The following is a 15,474-nucleotide window of genomic DNA, read 5'->3' on the forward strand; positions in this document are numbered from 1 at the left end:
TCACCTGAGTGACTGAAAGGTTCGGTCTTGCATTCTCCTGACTAATGGGTATAGCGTCACGGTATACGTTAGTTGAGCGGCGGACGGGCCGGGTGTGAAGAGGAAGGACAAGGGGGCCGGAGCCCGGCAAAAGCCGCGCGAAACATTCGCCGGCTCTCGCTCACGGGCAGAAAACTTTCATGAAGCGGGCCGAATCACCGGCCTACGCTTCCTCGCGGGACTGTTCAAAGGAGACACACTCATGTCCGAATCCCTCAAGGGACGCAAGGTTCTCGTCATCGGCCGCGGCAGCGGCATCGCCCGCGCCGTGGTGCTCGCGGTGCGCGCCGCCGGTGCCGAGGTCGTCGTCGCCGGGCGTGACGAGGAGAAGCTCAAGGGCGCGTACGACGATCCGGGTGTCTCGGTCGAAACGGTCGACCTGACCGACGAGGCCAGTGTGGCCGCGCTCGCCGAGCGCCTCGGGCAGGTCGACCACGTCGTGTCCACCGCGTCGGCCCGCGCCCGCGGCCTGGTCGGCGACCTCGCGCAGGGCACGATCGCGCTTTCGTTCGAGACCAAGGTCATCGGCCCGATCCTGCTGGCGAAGCACCTGGCCCCGAAGATGCCGGCCGACGGCTCGATGGTGATCTTCTCCGGCGCGACGGCCCGCAAGCCGTCGATCGGGATGCTGGCGGTCGCGGCCACCAACGGTGCGGTCGACTCGCTGACCAAGGCGCTCGCGGTGGAGCTCGCGCCGATCCGCGTCAACGCCGTCTCGCCGGGCACGATCGACACCGGTGCGTACGACGCGCTGGGCGACGAGAAGAAGGCCGCGCTCTTCACGCAGCGTTCGGCGAGCAACCCCGCGCGGCGGATCGGGACGTCGGAAGACATCGCCGACGCCGTGGTCTTCGCGCTCACCAACGGGTTCGTGACCGGGGTGTCGCTGGGCGTCGACGGTGGCGAGCCGCTGGTGTGACGCTTTCCTCGGTAGACAGTGACCGGGTCGACGGTGGTGTGACCGAGCGACTGGGGCCGACACCGGTCGCGCCGCGAAGTTCGAAGCGATGAAGGGAGGTTCGTGATGCCATTGCCGTGGTTGGTCGCTGCGCCGCTGGAGGAGTTCCGGGGCAAGTTCCTGGTACCCGACGCGTTGCCGGATCGCCTGTCGTACCGCGAACCCCTGCGGCGCAGGCTGCGGGTGCGGTTCGCGGGGGAGTGGATCGCGGACAGCGAGCACGTGGTTCTCCTGCACACGCCGGGCCGGTTCCCGGTCGCGTACTTCCCGGCTTCGGACGTGCGGGTGGAGGTCCTGGAGTTCCGCCAGCGGACGACGCTGCACCCGGATCTCGGGAAGACGGCGTGGTTCGCCGTCCGTGTCGGCGACCGGGTTCACGAGGGCGCGGCGTGGCAGCACGTGCGTCCGCCGGCTCACGCCGCGGAGTTCGCGAACCTCGTCGCCTTTTCGTGGCGGGCGATGGACGGGTTCCAGGAGGAGGACGAGCCGATCATCGCTCACGCGGCGGACCCGTACCACCGCGTCGACGTGCGGAACGCGTCGCGCGAGGTACTGGTCGAGGTGGACGGGCGGGTGGTCGCGAAGTCGCGCCGTTCGCGGGTGCTGTACGAGTCGGACCGGGAGCCGCAGTGGTACCTGCCGCGCGCGGATGTCGACGAGACCGCGTTGTCCGAGGAGACCTTGCGGACCCGGTGTCCGTACAAGGGGGTCGCGACCTACTACGCCATCGGTGGTCAGTCCGGGGCCGCGTGGTCCTACGCGGACCCGCCGGGCGAGTCAGCGGGGATCGCCGGGTTCGTCGCGTTCGACGCGAACAAGCTCGGGGTGTACGTCGACGGCAGGCGGCTGCACCACACGCTCGGCCGGCGCGGAGCGAGGACGGGTCTGGATCGGGCGTTCGCGTCGGGACGCAGAGGCTGAGACGGTGGGGCCGGCCCGGTGAGACCACGACGGCGAGATCAGCGGCCTTGCGCGAACAGCCGTTCGCAGTGGTCGAGGAACGCCTGCGCCCGATGCGTCAGTGGGCCTCCGGCCGGCCAGCCCATGACGACGGGCGTGGAGGGTGCTTTGTCGCGCAACGGAAGCGCGATTACCGCCAGCCCTTCGTAGGACTGTGACAGCGCGGGTTGCTGAACGGTCATCGAGTAGCCGAGGCCACGTGCGACAAGCGACCGCGCGAGTTCGAAACTTCGCGCCCGGTGTGCGGGCACCATCGCCAGCTGTGCGGACTCGAACACGGCGCGGAAGTAGCGCTCGCTCGGGGGCACGTCGAGGAGGATGAAGGGCTCGTCGGCCAGCTCCTCGAGCGACAGCGACTCGCGATCGGCCAGCGGGTGGTCGCCCGGCAGGAGGATCGCGGGCTGCTGGTCGTACAAGGTCCGGAAGGTGATCGCGGGATAGATGTCCTGTTCGTAAAGGAACGCGATCTCACATCGCCCGTCGAGCAGGTAGTCCTGGATCTCGGGCAGGCTGCCCTCGACGAACCGCACCGAGACGTCGGGATGATCGTTTTCGAACGTCGCGATCGCCGCCGGCAGGTGGAAGGGCGCGATCGGGCCGTAGCAGCCGACGACCAGCGTGCCGCTCACGTCCCGGCCCAGGCCCAGGGCCTCGACGCCGAGGTCGCTCAGGGCTCCGACCACCCGCCGCGCGTCCGCGAGCACCTGCTTGCCGGCCGCGGTGAGCGAAGCACCACGCCGGGGTGACCGGATCACCAGCCGCAGGCCGAGAGCGCGTTCCACCTCGGTGAGGGCCAGCGAGATGGCGGCCTGCGAGACGTGGCAGCGCGCGGCCGCCGTCGTGAGCGAGCCCGTTTCGGCGACGGCGATCAGGTATTCGAGCTGCCGGATCGTCACGTTCGGCAGATTCATGAGCTCAGCATATAACTGGCCTCAGTTCTTCAAGCTGGACTTGGTAATCACTGGTCGGCAGTGTTGCCGGTGTGACTCAGCCGCGGAAGCACCGATACCCGTTCGTGCCGTACGCCCCGCCGCGGCTGCCCGTCGACGAGGGGCTGCGCCGGGGCGCCGAGTTCCGGCACCTCGATCGGCGGCGGTCGGTGCGCTGGTTCTCGCCCGACCCCGTGCCGGTCGAGGCGATCGAGCTCGCGGTGCGCGCGGCGAACACCGCGCCGAGCGGCGCGCACCAGCAACCGTGGACGTTCGTCGCCACACGGGATTTGGTGGTGAAACACCGGATCCGGGTGGCCGCCGAACAGGAAGAGCGACGTTTCTACCGCGAGCGGAAGATCCCCGAGTGGCGTGCCGCGCTGGCGCCGCTGGAAACGGGCGAACACAAGGAGTTCCTGGAAGTCGCGCCCTGGCTCGTGGTCGTGTTCGCGCAGAAACACCGGGTATTGCCGAACGGACAGCTGCAGAAGACCTACTACGCGTCGGAAAGCGTCGGGATCGCCTGTGGGTTCTTCATCGCCGCGCTGCACTCCATGGGGCTCACGACGTTGACGCACACGCCGAACCCGATGGCGTTCCTCGGCCGGGTGCTGCACCGCCCGGCGACCGAGCGGCCGTACATCCTCTTCCCGGTCGGTTATCCGGCCGACGACTGCGAGGTCCCGGACCTGACGCGGAAGCCGCTGTCGGAAGCGTTGGTGTTCGTCGGCGACTGAGCCGTCAGGCCAGGGTGATCGGGTCGTCCAGGTGGACCGTGCCCGGCCGGACGACCTCGGCGTACACGCCCGCGCACGGCATGGCCTTGCCGAGCCCGGCGACGTCGACGCGGTTGCCCGCCATCACCGCCCGCACGGCTTGCGGGTTGCGCGGCAGCGTGCCGTGGGCGAGCGACGGCACGGCGCACCGCGGGGTCGGCAGGGTGACGCGCAGCCGCGCACCCGTGCCGGCCTCACCGAACTGGATTTCCTTGCCCAGCCAGTGGTTCTCGACGAACGCGTCGGTGCCGGGCGGTGTCGCGATGACGAGGTTCGGCCGGTACCGGACGGCCTCGGTGTCGAGGTGGTCCAGCGTCGCCGTGCTGATGAGGTGGATCGGGGAGTGGTCCACGAAGTTGTGGCCGGGCGTGCCCTGGCCGATCTGCAGGGTTTGCGCCGGAACCACGGCGCTCACGCCGTTGTCGAGCACGTCTTCCGGTGCCGGGCGCTCCACGGACGCGCCGTCGGGCCGGATCCCGGACACCGTGATCGCGCGGCCCAGCAGGTCCGACAGGCGCGAGCCCGCTTCGGGGTCGTCGGCGGCGAGTTTGGTGCCGTCGGGGAAGGTGATGAACACCCGGCCGTCGGTCTCGGCCGCGAGCTCCAGGAGCCGGCGCCACAGGCGTGGGTGCTTCGCCGTCGCGACGAAGCCGGTGTCGGAGTCGATCACGGCGAGCGTGCGGTCGCCGTCGAGACCGGCGGCGCCGACCCGTGCTTCGGTGACTTCCTCGCCGAGCATGGATTTCACCGGGTAACGCCGCAGCGCGACTACACGCACGTCTGCCTCCTCAGGGGTGATCGGAACCGGACACGGGATGGTGGACGGCCGAAGCGGTCGAGCAGATCAGCACCCGCGCGGCCCGGGCGGACGTGTTGTGCAGCCGATGCGTGCTGCCGGAGTCGAACCGGACGGAGTCGCCGCCGTTGAGCGCGATCTCCTCGTCGCCCAGGAGCAGCACGACGGCGCCGCTGCGGACGTGGAGCCATTCCTCGCCGGTGTGGTGCACCGCGCCGGTTCTCCTGCCGGGCGGCGGCGCGAGCCCGACCACCGCGCTGGCGGCGCGCGGCCCGCTGCCGTCACGCATGGTCGGACACCGCCCGGCGGCCGCTCACGCGCCGGCCTGGCGGGTGCGCTGGTAGTGGCGGCGGGCCTTCATGCGGTTGCCGCACACGGCCATCGAGCACCAGCGGGCGGTGTTCGGCTTGCTGTGGTCGATGAGGAACAGACGGCACTCCGGGTTCGCGCACGGCCGAAGCCGGCCGGGGCTCGCGTGGCGCAGCGTGTCCCAGGCCAGCACCGCGCGGGAGGCCGCCGCACGGCCGGACGCCGTGTCGAGGTCCCACTTGATGCCGCCGTCGTCGAAGACCGCGCGGTAGCCGAGGCCGTCGACGAAGGGGGCCAGGGCTTCCGGCTCCGCGTCTCCGCGCACGACGTCCTGCAACGCCGTGCGCACGTCGACCAGCGCGCGCCACTCCTGCGCGGACGCCGGCTGCCCGTGGGCGGCGAGCCACTCGCGGCCCAGGTCGGCGTCGGCGAGCTCGTCGTGCGGCGTCCCGTCGACCACCGGGGTGGTGTTCAGCAGGTCGAGCAGCAGCTTCTCGTCGGTCACCAGGTCAGGCTAACCGGCAAACTCGGGCTTGACAAGTTAGGTGGACCCTGTTTGAGTCCTAACCAACAAAAGATGCGTTAGGAGTTAGACGTCATGACCGCTGTTCATCACCGCTACGCGACCGTCGACGGCCGGCAGCTCTTCTACCGCGAGGCCGGGCCCGCGGACGCCCCCGTGGTCGTGCTGCTGCACGGCTTCCCGACCAGCTCGTTCATGTTCCGGAACCTGATCCCGGCGCTGGCCGACCGTTACCACGTGATCGCGCCCGACCACCTCGGTTTCGGCCTGTCCGACGCGCCTTCGGCCGGCGATTTCGACTACACCTTCGAGGCGCTGACGGACCTCACGGCCGGCCTGCTGCGCCAGCTCGGCGTCACCCGCTACGCGATCTACGTGCAGGACTACGGTGCCCCCATCGGCTGGCGCCTCGCGCTCGCGAACCCCGACGCCATCACGGCGATCATCACGCAGAACGGCAACGGTTACGACGCCGGTTTCGTCGAGGGGTTCTGGAAGGTCGTGTGGGACTACCAGGCCGAGCAGAACGCCGAAACCGAGGCCGGCATCCGCAACGCGCTCAGCCTCGACCTGACGAAGTGGCAGTACGTCACCGGCGTCCCCGACGAGACCCTCGTCAGCCCCGACACCTGGAACCACGACTTCGCCCTGCTTTCGCGCCCGGGCAACGACGAGATCCAGCTCGCGCTCTTCCGCGACTACGCCACCAACCCGCCGCTGTACCCCGCGCTGCACGAGTACCTGCGCAAGACCCAGCCGCCCGTCCTCGCGGTCTGGGGCAAGAACGACCCGATCTTCGGCCCGGACGGCGCCACCGCCTTCGCCACCGACGTGCCCAACGCCGAAATCCACCTCCTCGACGGCGGCCACTTCCTCCTGGAGAGCGCGGGAGACGAGGTCGCGGCCCACATCCGCGACTTCCTGGGCCGCGTGACGGTCGGCAACTGACGGTTCTTCGGTGCGTTGCGGGGTTTCGGACCTCCTCTTCGCGTCTCTGGTCTCCACCCCACCTCCGGCTCCTTCCGGGCCGCACCTGCCTTCGCGGCGCCATCCCCGTCGCGAAGGCAGGTCTGGCAGTGGTCGTGCTGACCGACAGCGCGGGTGCCGAGCCGCGGGCCGACGAGAGCTTCGGCACCGTGCTCAGCGGCCTCGCCGGCGTCGAGACAGCGCCGCTGCCGATGCCGCCCGCGAACCGGCCCGCATCGACATGGGCTCTCTGCGGAGAAGTCCCGGCGCACCGTGGGGACTTCCTGGACGGCATGTGTCACCCGGAGGCGGGCTACGTCGGACGGCACGTGGCTCGCCCGGACCGCGGGAACGCCGACGTCCTCATACCGCCGGAGCGGCACGGGCGGTGGCTCGCCGGCACCTTCCCGGGCCGCCTGTCACTGGGCTGGCTCGCGGCCCCGCTGTTCGTGGATTGAATACTGTTTGACTCATAACTCGCGATCCAGGGTGCGAAGTCATGCGTAAGCAACACGATGTCGCATGCCTGAAACACAAACTGTATACCGTTCGGCCCGATGAACGCGAACTCGACGGTCCAGCCGGTGCTGGACGAACGTGCCCAGGACCTGCTCGCCCGCCTCGACGCCGCCGAGCGGGCGGCCGCGCTCGCGCTGCCCAGCGACGACCCGCTCGACCCGAACCGCCGGTTCCGCACCGACGCGACGTGGCCGGAGCTGCTCGCGCAGCCCGACGTCGTCGTGCGGAACTGGGCGGCCAACGCGGACGCCCTGGCTGAGACAGCCGACCGCATCCGCAGGCACGACCCCGAGCGGGTGTTGCTCGTCGGTGCCGGGGACTCACTCGCCGTCATGATCGCCGCCCGGCCGGCGCTCGAAGCCATGCTCGGCGTGCCGTGCGAGCCGATGCAGAGCCTCGAGCTCGCCTTCTACTACGCGAACACCATCACCCCGCGGACGCTCGTCGTCGCGCTGTCCAGCTCGGGCGAGACGACCCGCACCGTGCAGGCGCTGCTGCTCGCCCAGGCGGCCGGCGCGATGACGCTCGCCCTGACCAACAAACCGGCCTCCACGCTCGCCGCCGAATCGACCGCGACCCTGTTCGTGGACGCCACCCGCGTCGGCTGGCCGACCCAGTCCTCGACCGCTCCGCTGGCGTTGCTGCTGCGCTTGGCCGGGCTCGTCGGCGGGGCCCGCGGAGCGTCCCTGCTGTCCGAATTGGACACCGTGCCGGAGCTGATGGCCACCACGATCGACCGGGCCGGCGAAGCCATCGCCGGGCAGGCCGCCGGCGAACACCACGGCCGCATGTTCCTGTTCGCCGGAGCGGGGCCCAACCACGCTTCCGCCGTGGTCGGCGCCGCCAAGGTCAAGGAGTGCACTCCCGACCACGCGGTCGCGGTCCAGCTGGAGGAGTTCCACCACTACAACTCGCAGAAGGCCGGCGAACCGCTGTGGCTGCTGGTGCCCTCGGGCCGGGCCACCGCGCGCGGTGTGGACACCGTGCACGAGGCGCACCGGCTCGGCGGGCACGTCTACGCAGTGACCACCGACGGCGAAACCTCCTACGACGGCTTGGCGCGCGCGGTGCTGCACCTGCCCGAGGTGAGTGAGGAACTCAGCCCGCTGCTCTACTTCCTGCCCGCGCAGCTGGTCGGCTACCACCTCGCCGTGCGGAAGTTCGAGGCGGCCGCCGATGAGTGACCTCGTGTGCGTCGGCAACCTGACCATCGACGAGTCGGCGCAGCCGGACGGCACGCGGACCGAAGCGCTCGGCGGTGACGCGGTTTTCGCCACGCTGGCCGCCCGTCTCGCCGGGGGCGACGCCGAGTGGCTCGCGCCGATCGGGGCCGACCTGCCTGCCGCGTTGTCCGCCCGGCTCGCCGCGGCGGGCCTGTCGCTCGACCAGCCTCGGCGTGACCTGCCGACCGTGCGCAACACCATCCACTACGCGGCCGACGGCAGCCGCTCGTGGGACCTCGTGCACGGCGAGGCGCATTTCGACCGGATGTCCGTCCACCCGGCCGACGTGCCCGGCCACGTCCTGGCCGCGCGCGGGATCCTCGTGCTGGCGATGAGCTTGCGCGCCCAGCTGTCGCTGGTGCCGTGGCTGCGTGCGCACAGCACCGCGAAGCTCTACCTGGACCTGCAGGAGGACTACCTCGCCGGGCACGAGACCGAACTGCGGGCTCTGGCCGCCGAGTGCGACGTGTTTCTGCCCAGCGAAGTCGAGGCGACCCACCTCGCCGGCACCACCGATCCGATCGCCGCCGCCCGGTCCTTCGACTGCCCGGTGGTCGTCGTGAAGCTCGCCGAGCGAGGCTGTGTCGTCCTCGAGCACGGCGTGGTCACCGAGGTGGCGGCGGAGCCCGCCGAAGCGGTGGACCCCACCGGCGCGGGAGACTCGTTCTGCGGTGCGTTCGCGGCCGTGCACCTGGCAACCGGTGATGCGGTCGCCGCCGCTCGCGCGGCCGTGCGGGTCGCCGCGCTCGCCGTCCGCGGCCCCGGCGTGACACCGCTGCTCGACGCGGTGGTGGCGCGATGAGCCGGACGATCATGGTCATCAACCCGAACACCACTCGCGCGATGACCGACACCGTCGTGGCGGCGGCGGGTGCGGTGGCCACGACAGGCACGAAGCTCGTCGGCGGCACCCCCACCGAGGGTGTGCCGTCGGTGGAGAGCCACGTCGAGGAGGTCTGGGGCGCCGTGGGCGTGCTCGACCAGGTCCGCGCCGGCGAGAAGTCCGGTGTGGACGGTTACGTCGTCGCCTGCTTCGGTGACACCGGCGTGGCGGCGGCGCGCGAGCTGGCGCGGGGTCCCGTCGTCGGGATGACCGAAGCCGCCCTGTTCACCGCCGCTCTCGTCGCACCCCGGTTCACCATCGTCACCCTGCCGCGCCGGACCCGGGAGATGTCCGAGCGCGTGCTCCGGGAGACCGGCCTGGCCCACCGCTGCACGGTCCGGGCCATCGACGTGCCGGTCGCCGACATCGCCGAAGGTTCGCTGCACGAGCTGGAAGCCGTTGCCGCGGAAGCCAGTCTCGGCCTCCAGCAGGACGCGGCCGAGGCTGTCGTGCTGGGCTGTGCGGGCCTCGCCGACCTCGTCGCGCCCCTGGAGCAACGGCTGGGTGTCCCCGTCATCGAGGGCGTGTCGGCAGCGGTGACGATGGTCGAAGGCCTGCTGGCGCAAGGGCTCGCGAAGCGGCGGCGGCCATGACCGACGTCCTGTTCACCGGCGTGCTCGTCTACGGCGCCGAAACGATCTCGACTCCGACGGACGTGCTCGTGCGCGGGCAGCGGATCGCCGCCATCGGGGACGGGCTCGTGGCCCCGCCGGGTGCGCGGGTCATCAACGGCCGCGGCCACCACCTGCTCGCGCCCGGTCTCGTCAACGCCCACTTCCACTCCCCGGCCAACCACCTCAAGGGGATGCTGCCGAGCCTGCCGCTCGAGCTGTTCATGCTCTACGAATCGCCCGCCGACGAGGCGTTGCGCCCGTCGCCGCGCGAGGCCTACCTGCGGACCATGCTGGGCGCGCTGGAGATGCTGCGCACCGGCACGACGTCGGTGCAGGACGACGCCTTCGTGATGCCCGCGCCCGAACCGGACATCATCGACGCGATCATGTCCGCCTACGCCGACGCCGGGATCCGCGCGACGGTCGCGCTGGACCAGCCGGAACTGCCGGAGGCCGACAAGCTGCCGTTCCTGGCCGAGCTCGCCGGTCCGGAACTGGCCGCGGCGATCCACGCACCCGCCCCGATGGGCCGGACCGAGCTGCTCGGGCGCTACGACCACCTGTTCCGGACCTGGCACGGAGCAGCCGACGGCCGCCTGCGCGGCGCCGTCTCGGTCTCGGCGCCGCAACGCGTCAGCCCTGAGTACTTCGCGGCGCTGGCGGAGCTGGGCGAGCGGCACGACGTGCCGATGTTCGTGCACATGCTGGAAACGAAGGTGCAACGGGTCCTGGCGACCGAGCAGCCGCGGTTCGCCGGCCGGTCGCTCGTGCGCTACACGGCGGACCTCGGGCTGCTGACCGAGCGCACGAACGTCATCCACGCCGTCTGGGTCGACGGCGCCGATCTCGACCTGATCGCCGAGGCCGGTGCGACGGTCGCCCACAACCCGGTCAGCAACCTCCGCCTCGGCAGCGGCATCATGCCCTTCCGCGAGATCCGCCGCCGCGGGATCCCGATCGGGCTCGGTGTCGACGAGGCGATCTGCAACGACGCGGTGGACATGTGGAGCGTCGTGCGCGCGGCCGGGCTCGTGCACAACGTAACCGGCCTTGACAGCGACCTGTGGCCCTCGGCCGCCGAGGTGCTCGATTGCCTGTGGTCCGGCGGGGCCCGCGCCATGGGGCAGGCCGACGAGCTCGGTGCGGTGGAGGCGGGCCGGCTCGCCGACCTCGTGCTGATCGACCTGCACGCACCGGCTTTCACGCCGCTCAACGACATCCGGGGCCAGCTCGTGTACTGCGAGTCCGGCGGCAGCGTGCGCCTCACGATGGTCGACGGGCGGGTGGTCGCCGAGGCCGGCCAGGTGTCCACTGTGGATGAAGACGCGCTGCTGGCCGAGGCGCGGGAGTTGTTCGCCGCCCGCCAGCCGGCGCTGCGGGAGGCGCACGCCGGGGCGGAGCGGTTCCGCCCCGCCTACGAGGAAATGGTGCGGCGGGCCGCACGGCGCGAGGTCGGGCTGAACCGATGGGCTGGGGGACGAGCATGAGCGACCGGTATTCCTACAAATCGATCGGCGACCGCCCGCACGGGCGCTGGCCGAACGGCCGCGGGCTCGCGGTGTACGTCGCGGTCGGCGTCGAGGACTACCGCTTCGGAGAAGGGCACGTCGAGGATCTCCTGCCGGGCGTGCCGCATCCGGACCTGGTCAACCGGTCCTGGCGGGACTACGGCAACCGGGTCGGCGTGTTCCGGCTGCTCGACCGGCTCAGCGGGCTGGGGATACCGCCGACGGTGCTGCTCAACACGATGGTCTACGACACCGCTCCGGCGGTCACCGACGCGGCTCGCGCCGCCGGGGCGGAGATCATCGGCCACGGCGTCACCAACTCCGATTCGCTCGCCGGCCTCACCGAAGAAGCCGAACGCCAGTACCTGCGCACGGTCGCGGCCCGGATCCACGCCGAGGAGGGCGAGCGCCCCGGAGGCTGGTCGAGCCCCTGGCTGACACACACCCCGCGCACCGTCGATCTCCTGGCCGGCGCGGGGTATCACTACCTGCTCGACCTGCGGCCGGACGATCAGCCGGTGTGGCTGGATTCCACGGGCGGGCCCCTGCTGGCGATTCCCTACGCGCTGGAGCTCAACGACAGCAGCACGGTCATCGGCAGACAGGCCTCGGCCGCCGAGTTCGCCGACATGATCGTCGACGAGTTCGACGAGCTGCGCGCCGCGGCCGAGGAGCGGCCGCTGGTGATGAGCATCGTCGTGCACTCGTTCATCTCCGGCGTGCCGTTCCGGCTGCGCCAGCTGACCCGGGCGCTGGCGCACCTGGCCGCGCACGGCGAGGACGTGTGGTTCACCCAGCCCCGGCACATCCACCGCGCCTTCGCGGCGATGACCCCGGATCCGCACAGCGAGGAGGCCAGCCATGCCCGGCCCTGACACCGTCGCGTCCGTTCGCGACCTGACCGTTTCCCTGCGGCGGCGCGGCGCGCGCAGCCCGGTCCTGCGCGGGATCGACCTGGACATCGCGCCCGGGGAGATCGTCGGCCTCGTCGGCGAGTCCGGGTCGGGCAAGAGCGTGCTGGCGATGACGATGCTCGGCCTGTTGCCGCGCTCGTCCCGCCCGGAGATCACCGGTTCCGTGCACGTCGCGGGCACCGACATCCTGCACGGCTCGGCCGCGCAGCTGCGGGCCGCGCGCCGCACGCGGCTGGGCGTGATCTTCCAGGACCCGATGACCTCGCTCAACCCGACGATGCGGATCGGCAAGCAGATCACCGAACTCACCGGTGACAACGGCGAGGCGATTTCGCTGTTGTCGGCGGTGGGTGTGCCCGAACCGCGCAAGCGCATGCGGGCGTTCCCCCACGAGCTTTCCGGCGGGCTGCGGCAGCGGGTGATGGCGGCGATCGCGTTGACCGGGCGGCCCCAGCTGATCGTCGCCGACGAGCCGACCACCGCGCTCGACGTCACCGTGCAGGCGCAGCTGCTCGCCCTGCTCGCGGACCTGCGCGCGCAGTTCGGGTGCAGCGTCCTGTTCATCACCCACGACCTCGCGGTCGCCGCACAGCTCACCGACCGGATCGCCGTGCTGTACCAGGGCCGAGTCGCCGAGCTCGGCCCGACGGCGCAACTACTGGACCGGCCCGCGCACCCGTACACCGCGGGCCTGCTCGGCTCGCGCCTGTCGCTCTCGACTCCGCGCCGCGACTCGCTGCCGACCCTGCCCGGCGACAGCGCGCCCGTGACCGATCGCCTGCACGGCTGCGCGTACCACACACGGTGCCCGCTCGTGCTCGACCGCTGCCGGATCGACCAGCCGCCGCTCGAACCGGCCGGGGACGGCCGGACCCGGGCGTGCTGGCGGGACACCGCCGAGGTCCACGACGTCGTCGTTCCCGCCGACGGACTGGCGGCTCCGCTCGCGCCGTCCTCGGCCGAGTCCGCGGACACCGTCATCAAGGTGCGGGACCTGGCTTGCGAGTTCCGCACCCGGTCCGGATTCGGCCCCAAGCACACCGTGCACGCGTTGCGCGGCGTGGATCTCGACGTGCGCGCGGGCGAGGCACTGTCCATCGTGGGCGAAAGCGGGTCCGGCAAGTCGACGTTGCTGCGGGTGCTCGCCGGACTGACCAACGCCACGAGCGGCACTGCGGTGCTGCGGGGCACGGCGCAGATGGTGTTCCAGGACGCCGGTTCGTCCCTCACGCCGTGGCTCACCGTCGGCGAGTTGCTGCGCGAACGGTTGCGCGGCGCCGGAGCCGGCTCCGGCGACCGGATCCGCGCGATCCTCGCCACGATGGGCCTGCCCGAAACGGTGCTCGACGCCCGCCCCGGCGAACTGTCCGGCGGGCAGCGTCAGCGCGTCGCGCTCGCCCGCGCGGTCGTCGTGCCGCCGACGGTGCTGTTGTGCGACGAACCGACCAGCGCACTGGACGCTTCGCTGGCCGCGAGCGTGCTCAACCTCATCCGCGAGATGCGCCGGGAACTGGCGATGACCGTCGTGTTCGTCACGCACGACCTCGCGGTCGCCCGGCTCATGGGCGACCGGATCGCGGTCATGGCGCAAGGGCAGCTGGTGGAGATCGGTGATGCGGACGACCTCGTCACCGCACCCACGGACCCGCGGACCCGCGCACTGCTCGACGCCGTGCCCCGGATCGACTCCACGGAGGTGCTCCGATGACCGTGCTTTCCGCGCCACGGCGCAAGTTCTCCCTCTCGATCGGGGACAGGTTCCAGCCCGCCGGCCGGGTCGGCAACGTGGTGCTCGTCGGGTTGCTGGTGCTGACGACGCTGGTCGCCGTGTTCGCCTCGGTGCTGGCGCCGGACAACCCGATCCAGCCGGTCGGCGACCTCAACCTCCCGCCGCTGTCGCCGCACCACCTGCTCGGCACGGACAACCTCGGCCGCGACCTGCTCAGCCGGACCCTGATCGGCCTGCGGGCGAGCTGGTTCTCGGCGCTCGTGGTCGTGGCGATCGGCCTGCTGTTCGGCGGCCTGCTCGGCGTTCTCGCCGGCGCGTTCGGCGGCTGGGTCGACGGCGTGCTGATGCGGTTCACGGACCTGTTCCTCGCCCTGCCCGGCGCGCTGGTGGCGATCGCGGTCAACGCCGCGCTCGGACCCGGGCTGATCCACACGCTGATCGGGGTCTGCGTGGTCTGGTGGCCCTACTACGCGCGCATCATCCGGGCAGAGGTGCGCGGGCTGGCGAGCCGGCCGCACGTGGAAGCCGCCCGGCTCGCCGGAGTGGGCCGGTTTCGCTTGGTGGTCAAGCACATCCTGCCCGGAGTGGTGCCGACCGCGATCGTCACCGCGAGCCTCGACGTCGGCAACGTCGTCGTGCTGCTGGCGGGCCTGTCCTTCCTCGGGCTCGGCCAGGCCGCGCCCGCGCCGGAGCTCGGCGCCGACGTCCAGCGCAGCCTCTACCTGGTGCTGGAGCAGTGGTGGATCCCGATCATCCCGGGGCTGGCGGTGATGCTGCTCAGCCTCGTGGCGAACCTCGGCGGCGACGCGCTGCGCAATCTCCTGGCAGGTGAGCGATGACCCGGTTCCTGCTGCGCCGCGTGGGCGCCGCCGCGGTGCTGCTGGTCGTGCTGTCCGCGCTGATCTTCGCGCTCGACCAGATCTCACCGGGTGACAAGGCACGCGCCTACGTCGGGGGCAACGCCTCCCCGGCCGCCGTCGCGGCCGCCCGCCACCAGCTCGGCCTCGACCAGCCCTGGCCACAGCAGTACCTGCGCTACCTGTGGAACGCCGTGCACGGTGACCTCGGGGCCTCGCTGCGCACGCACCGGCCGGTGACCACCGACCTCGGCCAGTTCCTGCCCGCGACCGCCGAACTGGTCCTGTTCTCCTTCGTGCTCGCGGTGCTGCTGGCCCTGCTGTTCGCGTTGTCCGGCGCGCTGCGCTGGCCCGGCACCGGTCTGTACCGCGGAGTGCTGCTGCTCGGGGCGACCGCGCCGGCGTTTCTGCTCGGCCTCGGCGGCATCGTGTTGTTCTACGGCCGGCTGCACTGGCTGCCCGAAGCCGGCCGCGGCGTCGACACCAGCTCACCCACCGGGTTCGTGCTCCTGGACAGCCTGCTCCACGGCGACGGAACCGGGTTCGTGGTGGGACTGCGGCACTTGCTGCTGCCCGGGTTGGCCCTCGCGATCGCCCCGGCGATCAGCATCGGCCGCATCTTGCGCTCGGGGCTGGAAAGCGTCTATGGCGCGGACCACGTGCGCACCGCCCGCGCCAAGGGGATTCGCGAAAGCGGTGTCCTGTGCCGGCACGTGGTGCGCAACTCGCTCGACGCCGCATTGTCGATGTCCGGCCTGCAACTCGGCTTCATGTTCGCCGGTGTGGTGATCGTGGAGGACGTGTTCGCCTGGCCCGGCGTCGGCTACTACCTCGCGCAGAGCATCCCGCAGTCGGACTTCCCGGCGATCGCCGGGGTGACGCTACTGCTCGGCGGCGTCTACATCGTCGTCAACGCAGTCGTCGATGTGCTTCAGGCCGCGGCGGACCCCCGGCTCACCGTGTGACCCCAC

General features: G+C 71.3%; 17 protein-coding genes. 13 read left to right on the forward strand and 4 right to left on the reverse strand.

Annotated elements, in window-relative coordinates; all coding sequences use genetic code 11:
- Nucleotides 1-241: 241 nt before the first annotated feature.
- Nucleotides 242-958: an SDR family oxidoreductase gene (locus tag AB0K15_RS38435; protein WP_364062403.1), complete on the forward strand. Its 717-nt coding sequence runs from the start codon at nucleotides 242-244 to the stop codon at nucleotides 956-958.
- 105 nt (nucleotides 959-1,063) lie between these two features.
- Nucleotides 1,064-1,918 (forward strand): DUF427 domain-containing protein, encoded by an 855-nt coding sequence (locus AB0K15_RS38440; RefSeq protein ID WP_364062406.1) that lies wholly within the window; start codon nucleotides 1,064-1,066, stop codon nucleotides 1,916-1,918.
- A gap of 38 nt (nucleotides 1,919-1,956) precedes the next feature.
- On the opposite strand, the gene AB0K15_RS38445 is transcribed toward AB0K15_RS38440, so the two are convergent.
- On the reverse strand, nucleotides 1,957-2,868 hold the full coding sequence (locus AB0K15_RS38445; protein ID WP_364062409.1) for a LysR family transcriptional regulator: 912 nt from the start codon (nucleotides 2,866-2,868) through the stop codon (nucleotides 1,957-1,959).
- A 71-nt stretch (nucleotides 2,869-2,939) separates the two neighbouring features.
- Here AB0K15_RS38445 and AB0K15_RS38450 point away from each other — a divergent pair, with 71 nt between their 5' ends.
- Nucleotides 2,940-3,623: a nitroreductase family protein gene (locus AB0K15_RS38450; protein WP_364062412.1), complete on the forward strand. Its 684-nt coding sequence runs from the start codon at nucleotides 2,940-2,942 to the stop codon at nucleotides 3,621-3,623.
- Nucleotides 3,624-3,627: 4 nt separating this feature from the next.
- Here AB0K15_RS38450 and AB0K15_RS38455 read toward each other — a convergent pair whose 3' ends face one another.
- The 3 genes from AB0K15_RS38455 to AB0K15_RS38465 are packed head-to-tail and all read right to left on the reverse strand — an operon-like array spanning nucleotide 3,628 to nucleotide 5,272.
- On the reverse strand, nucleotides 3,628-4,440 hold the full coding sequence (locus tag AB0K15_RS38455) for an MOSC N-terminal beta barrel domain-containing protein (protein ID WP_364062415.1): 813 nt from the start codon (nucleotides 4,438-4,440) through the stop codon (nucleotides 3,628-3,630).
- A 10-nt stretch (nucleotides 4,441-4,450) separates the two neighbouring features.
- Nucleotides 4,451-4,747 (reverse strand): cupin domain-containing protein, encoded by a 297-nt coding sequence (locus tag AB0K15_RS38460; RefSeq protein WP_364062418.1) that lies wholly within the window; start codon nucleotides 4,745-4,747, stop codon nucleotides 4,451-4,453.
- A gap of 24 nt (nucleotides 4,748-4,771) precedes the next feature.
- Entirely contained in the window at nucleotides 4,772-5,272 is a 501-nt protein-coding gene (locus tag AB0K15_RS38465; protein WP_364062421.1) for a CGNR zinc finger domain-containing protein, read from the reverse strand.
- A gap of 93 nt (nucleotides 5,273-5,365) precedes the next feature.
- On the opposite strand from AB0K15_RS38465, the gene AB0K15_RS38470 reads away from it, so the two are divergent.
- The 10 genes from AB0K15_RS38470 to AB0K15_RS38515 all read left to right on the forward strand — a co-directional run bounded on the left by AB0K15_RS38470 (nucleotide 5,366) and on the right by AB0K15_RS38515 (nucleotide 15,468).
- A complete protein-coding gene (locus tag AB0K15_RS38470; RefSeq protein WP_364062424.1) occupies nucleotides 5,366-6,238 on the forward strand; it encodes an alpha/beta fold hydrolase in 873 nt (290 codons plus the stop codon).
- 128 nt (nucleotides 6,239-6,366) lie between these two features.
- On the forward strand, nucleotides 6,367-6,714 hold the full coding sequence (locus AB0K15_RS38475) for a hypothetical protein (RefSeq protein WP_364062427.1): 348 nt from the start codon (nucleotides 6,367-6,369) through the stop codon (nucleotides 6,712-6,714).
- 99 nt (nucleotides 6,715-6,813) lie between these two features.
- Nucleotides 6,814-7,959, forward strand: coding sequence for an SIS domain-containing protein (locus AB0K15_RS38480; protein ID WP_364062430.1), 1,146 nt, complete (start codon nucleotides 6,814-6,816; stop codon nucleotides 7,957-7,959).
- Nucleotides 7,952-8,800 carry a carbohydrate kinase family protein gene (locus tag AB0K15_RS38485; RefSeq protein ID WP_364062433.1) on the forward strand — a complete coding sequence of 283 codons (849 nt, stop codon included), beginning with the start codon at nucleotides 7,952-7,954 and terminating at the stop codon, nucleotides 8,798-8,800. The genes AB0K15_RS38480 and AB0K15_RS38485 overlap by 8 nt, the downstream gene beginning before the upstream one ends.
- Nucleotides 8,797-9,474 carry an aspartate/glutamate racemase family protein gene (locus AB0K15_RS38490; RefSeq protein WP_364062436.1) on the forward strand — a complete coding sequence of 226 codons (678 nt, stop codon included), beginning with the start codon at nucleotides 8,797-8,799 and terminating at the stop codon, nucleotides 9,472-9,474. The genes AB0K15_RS38485 and AB0K15_RS38490 overlap by 4 nt, the downstream gene beginning before the upstream one ends.
- Nucleotides 9,471-10,982 (forward strand): amidohydrolase family protein, encoded by a 1,512-nt coding sequence (locus AB0K15_RS38495; RefSeq protein ID WP_364062439.1) that lies wholly within the window; start codon nucleotides 9,471-9,473, stop codon nucleotides 10,980-10,982. The genes AB0K15_RS38490 and AB0K15_RS38495 overlap by 4 nt, the downstream gene beginning before the upstream one ends.
- Nucleotides 10,979-11,878, forward strand: a complete 900-nt coding sequence (locus AB0K15_RS38500) for a polysaccharide deacetylase family protein (protein ID WP_364062442.1) — start codon at nucleotides 10,979-10,981, stop codon at nucleotides 11,876-11,878. The genes AB0K15_RS38495 and AB0K15_RS38500 overlap by 4 nt, the downstream gene beginning before the upstream one ends.
- A complete protein-coding gene (locus tag AB0K15_RS38505; RefSeq protein WP_364062445.1) occupies nucleotides 11,865-13,625 on the forward strand; it encodes an ABC transporter ATP-binding protein in 1,761 nt (586 codons plus the stop codon). Before AB0K15_RS38500 ends, AB0K15_RS38505 begins: the two co-directional genes overlap by 14 nt.
- Complete coding sequence (locus AB0K15_RS38510; protein WP_364062448.1) at nucleotides 13,622-14,485, forward strand: ABC transporter permease; 864 nt, start codon at nucleotides 13,622-13,624, stop codon at nucleotides 14,483-14,485. The genes AB0K15_RS38505 and AB0K15_RS38510 overlap by 4 nt, the downstream gene beginning before the upstream one ends.
- On the forward strand, nucleotides 14,482-15,468 hold the full coding sequence (locus AB0K15_RS38515) for an ABC transporter permease (RefSeq protein WP_364062451.1): 987 nt from the start codon (nucleotides 14,482-14,484) through the stop codon (nucleotides 15,466-15,468). Before AB0K15_RS38510 ends, AB0K15_RS38515 begins: the two co-directional genes overlap by 4 nt.
- Nucleotides 15,469-15,474 lie beyond the last annotated feature (6 nt).

The sequence above is a fragment of the Amycolatopsis sp. NPDC049253 genome, from assembly GCF_040678995.1.
In the GTDB taxonomy this organism is placed as follows: Bacteria; Actinomycetota; Actinomycetes; order Mycobacteriales; family Pseudonocardiaceae; genus Amycolatopsis.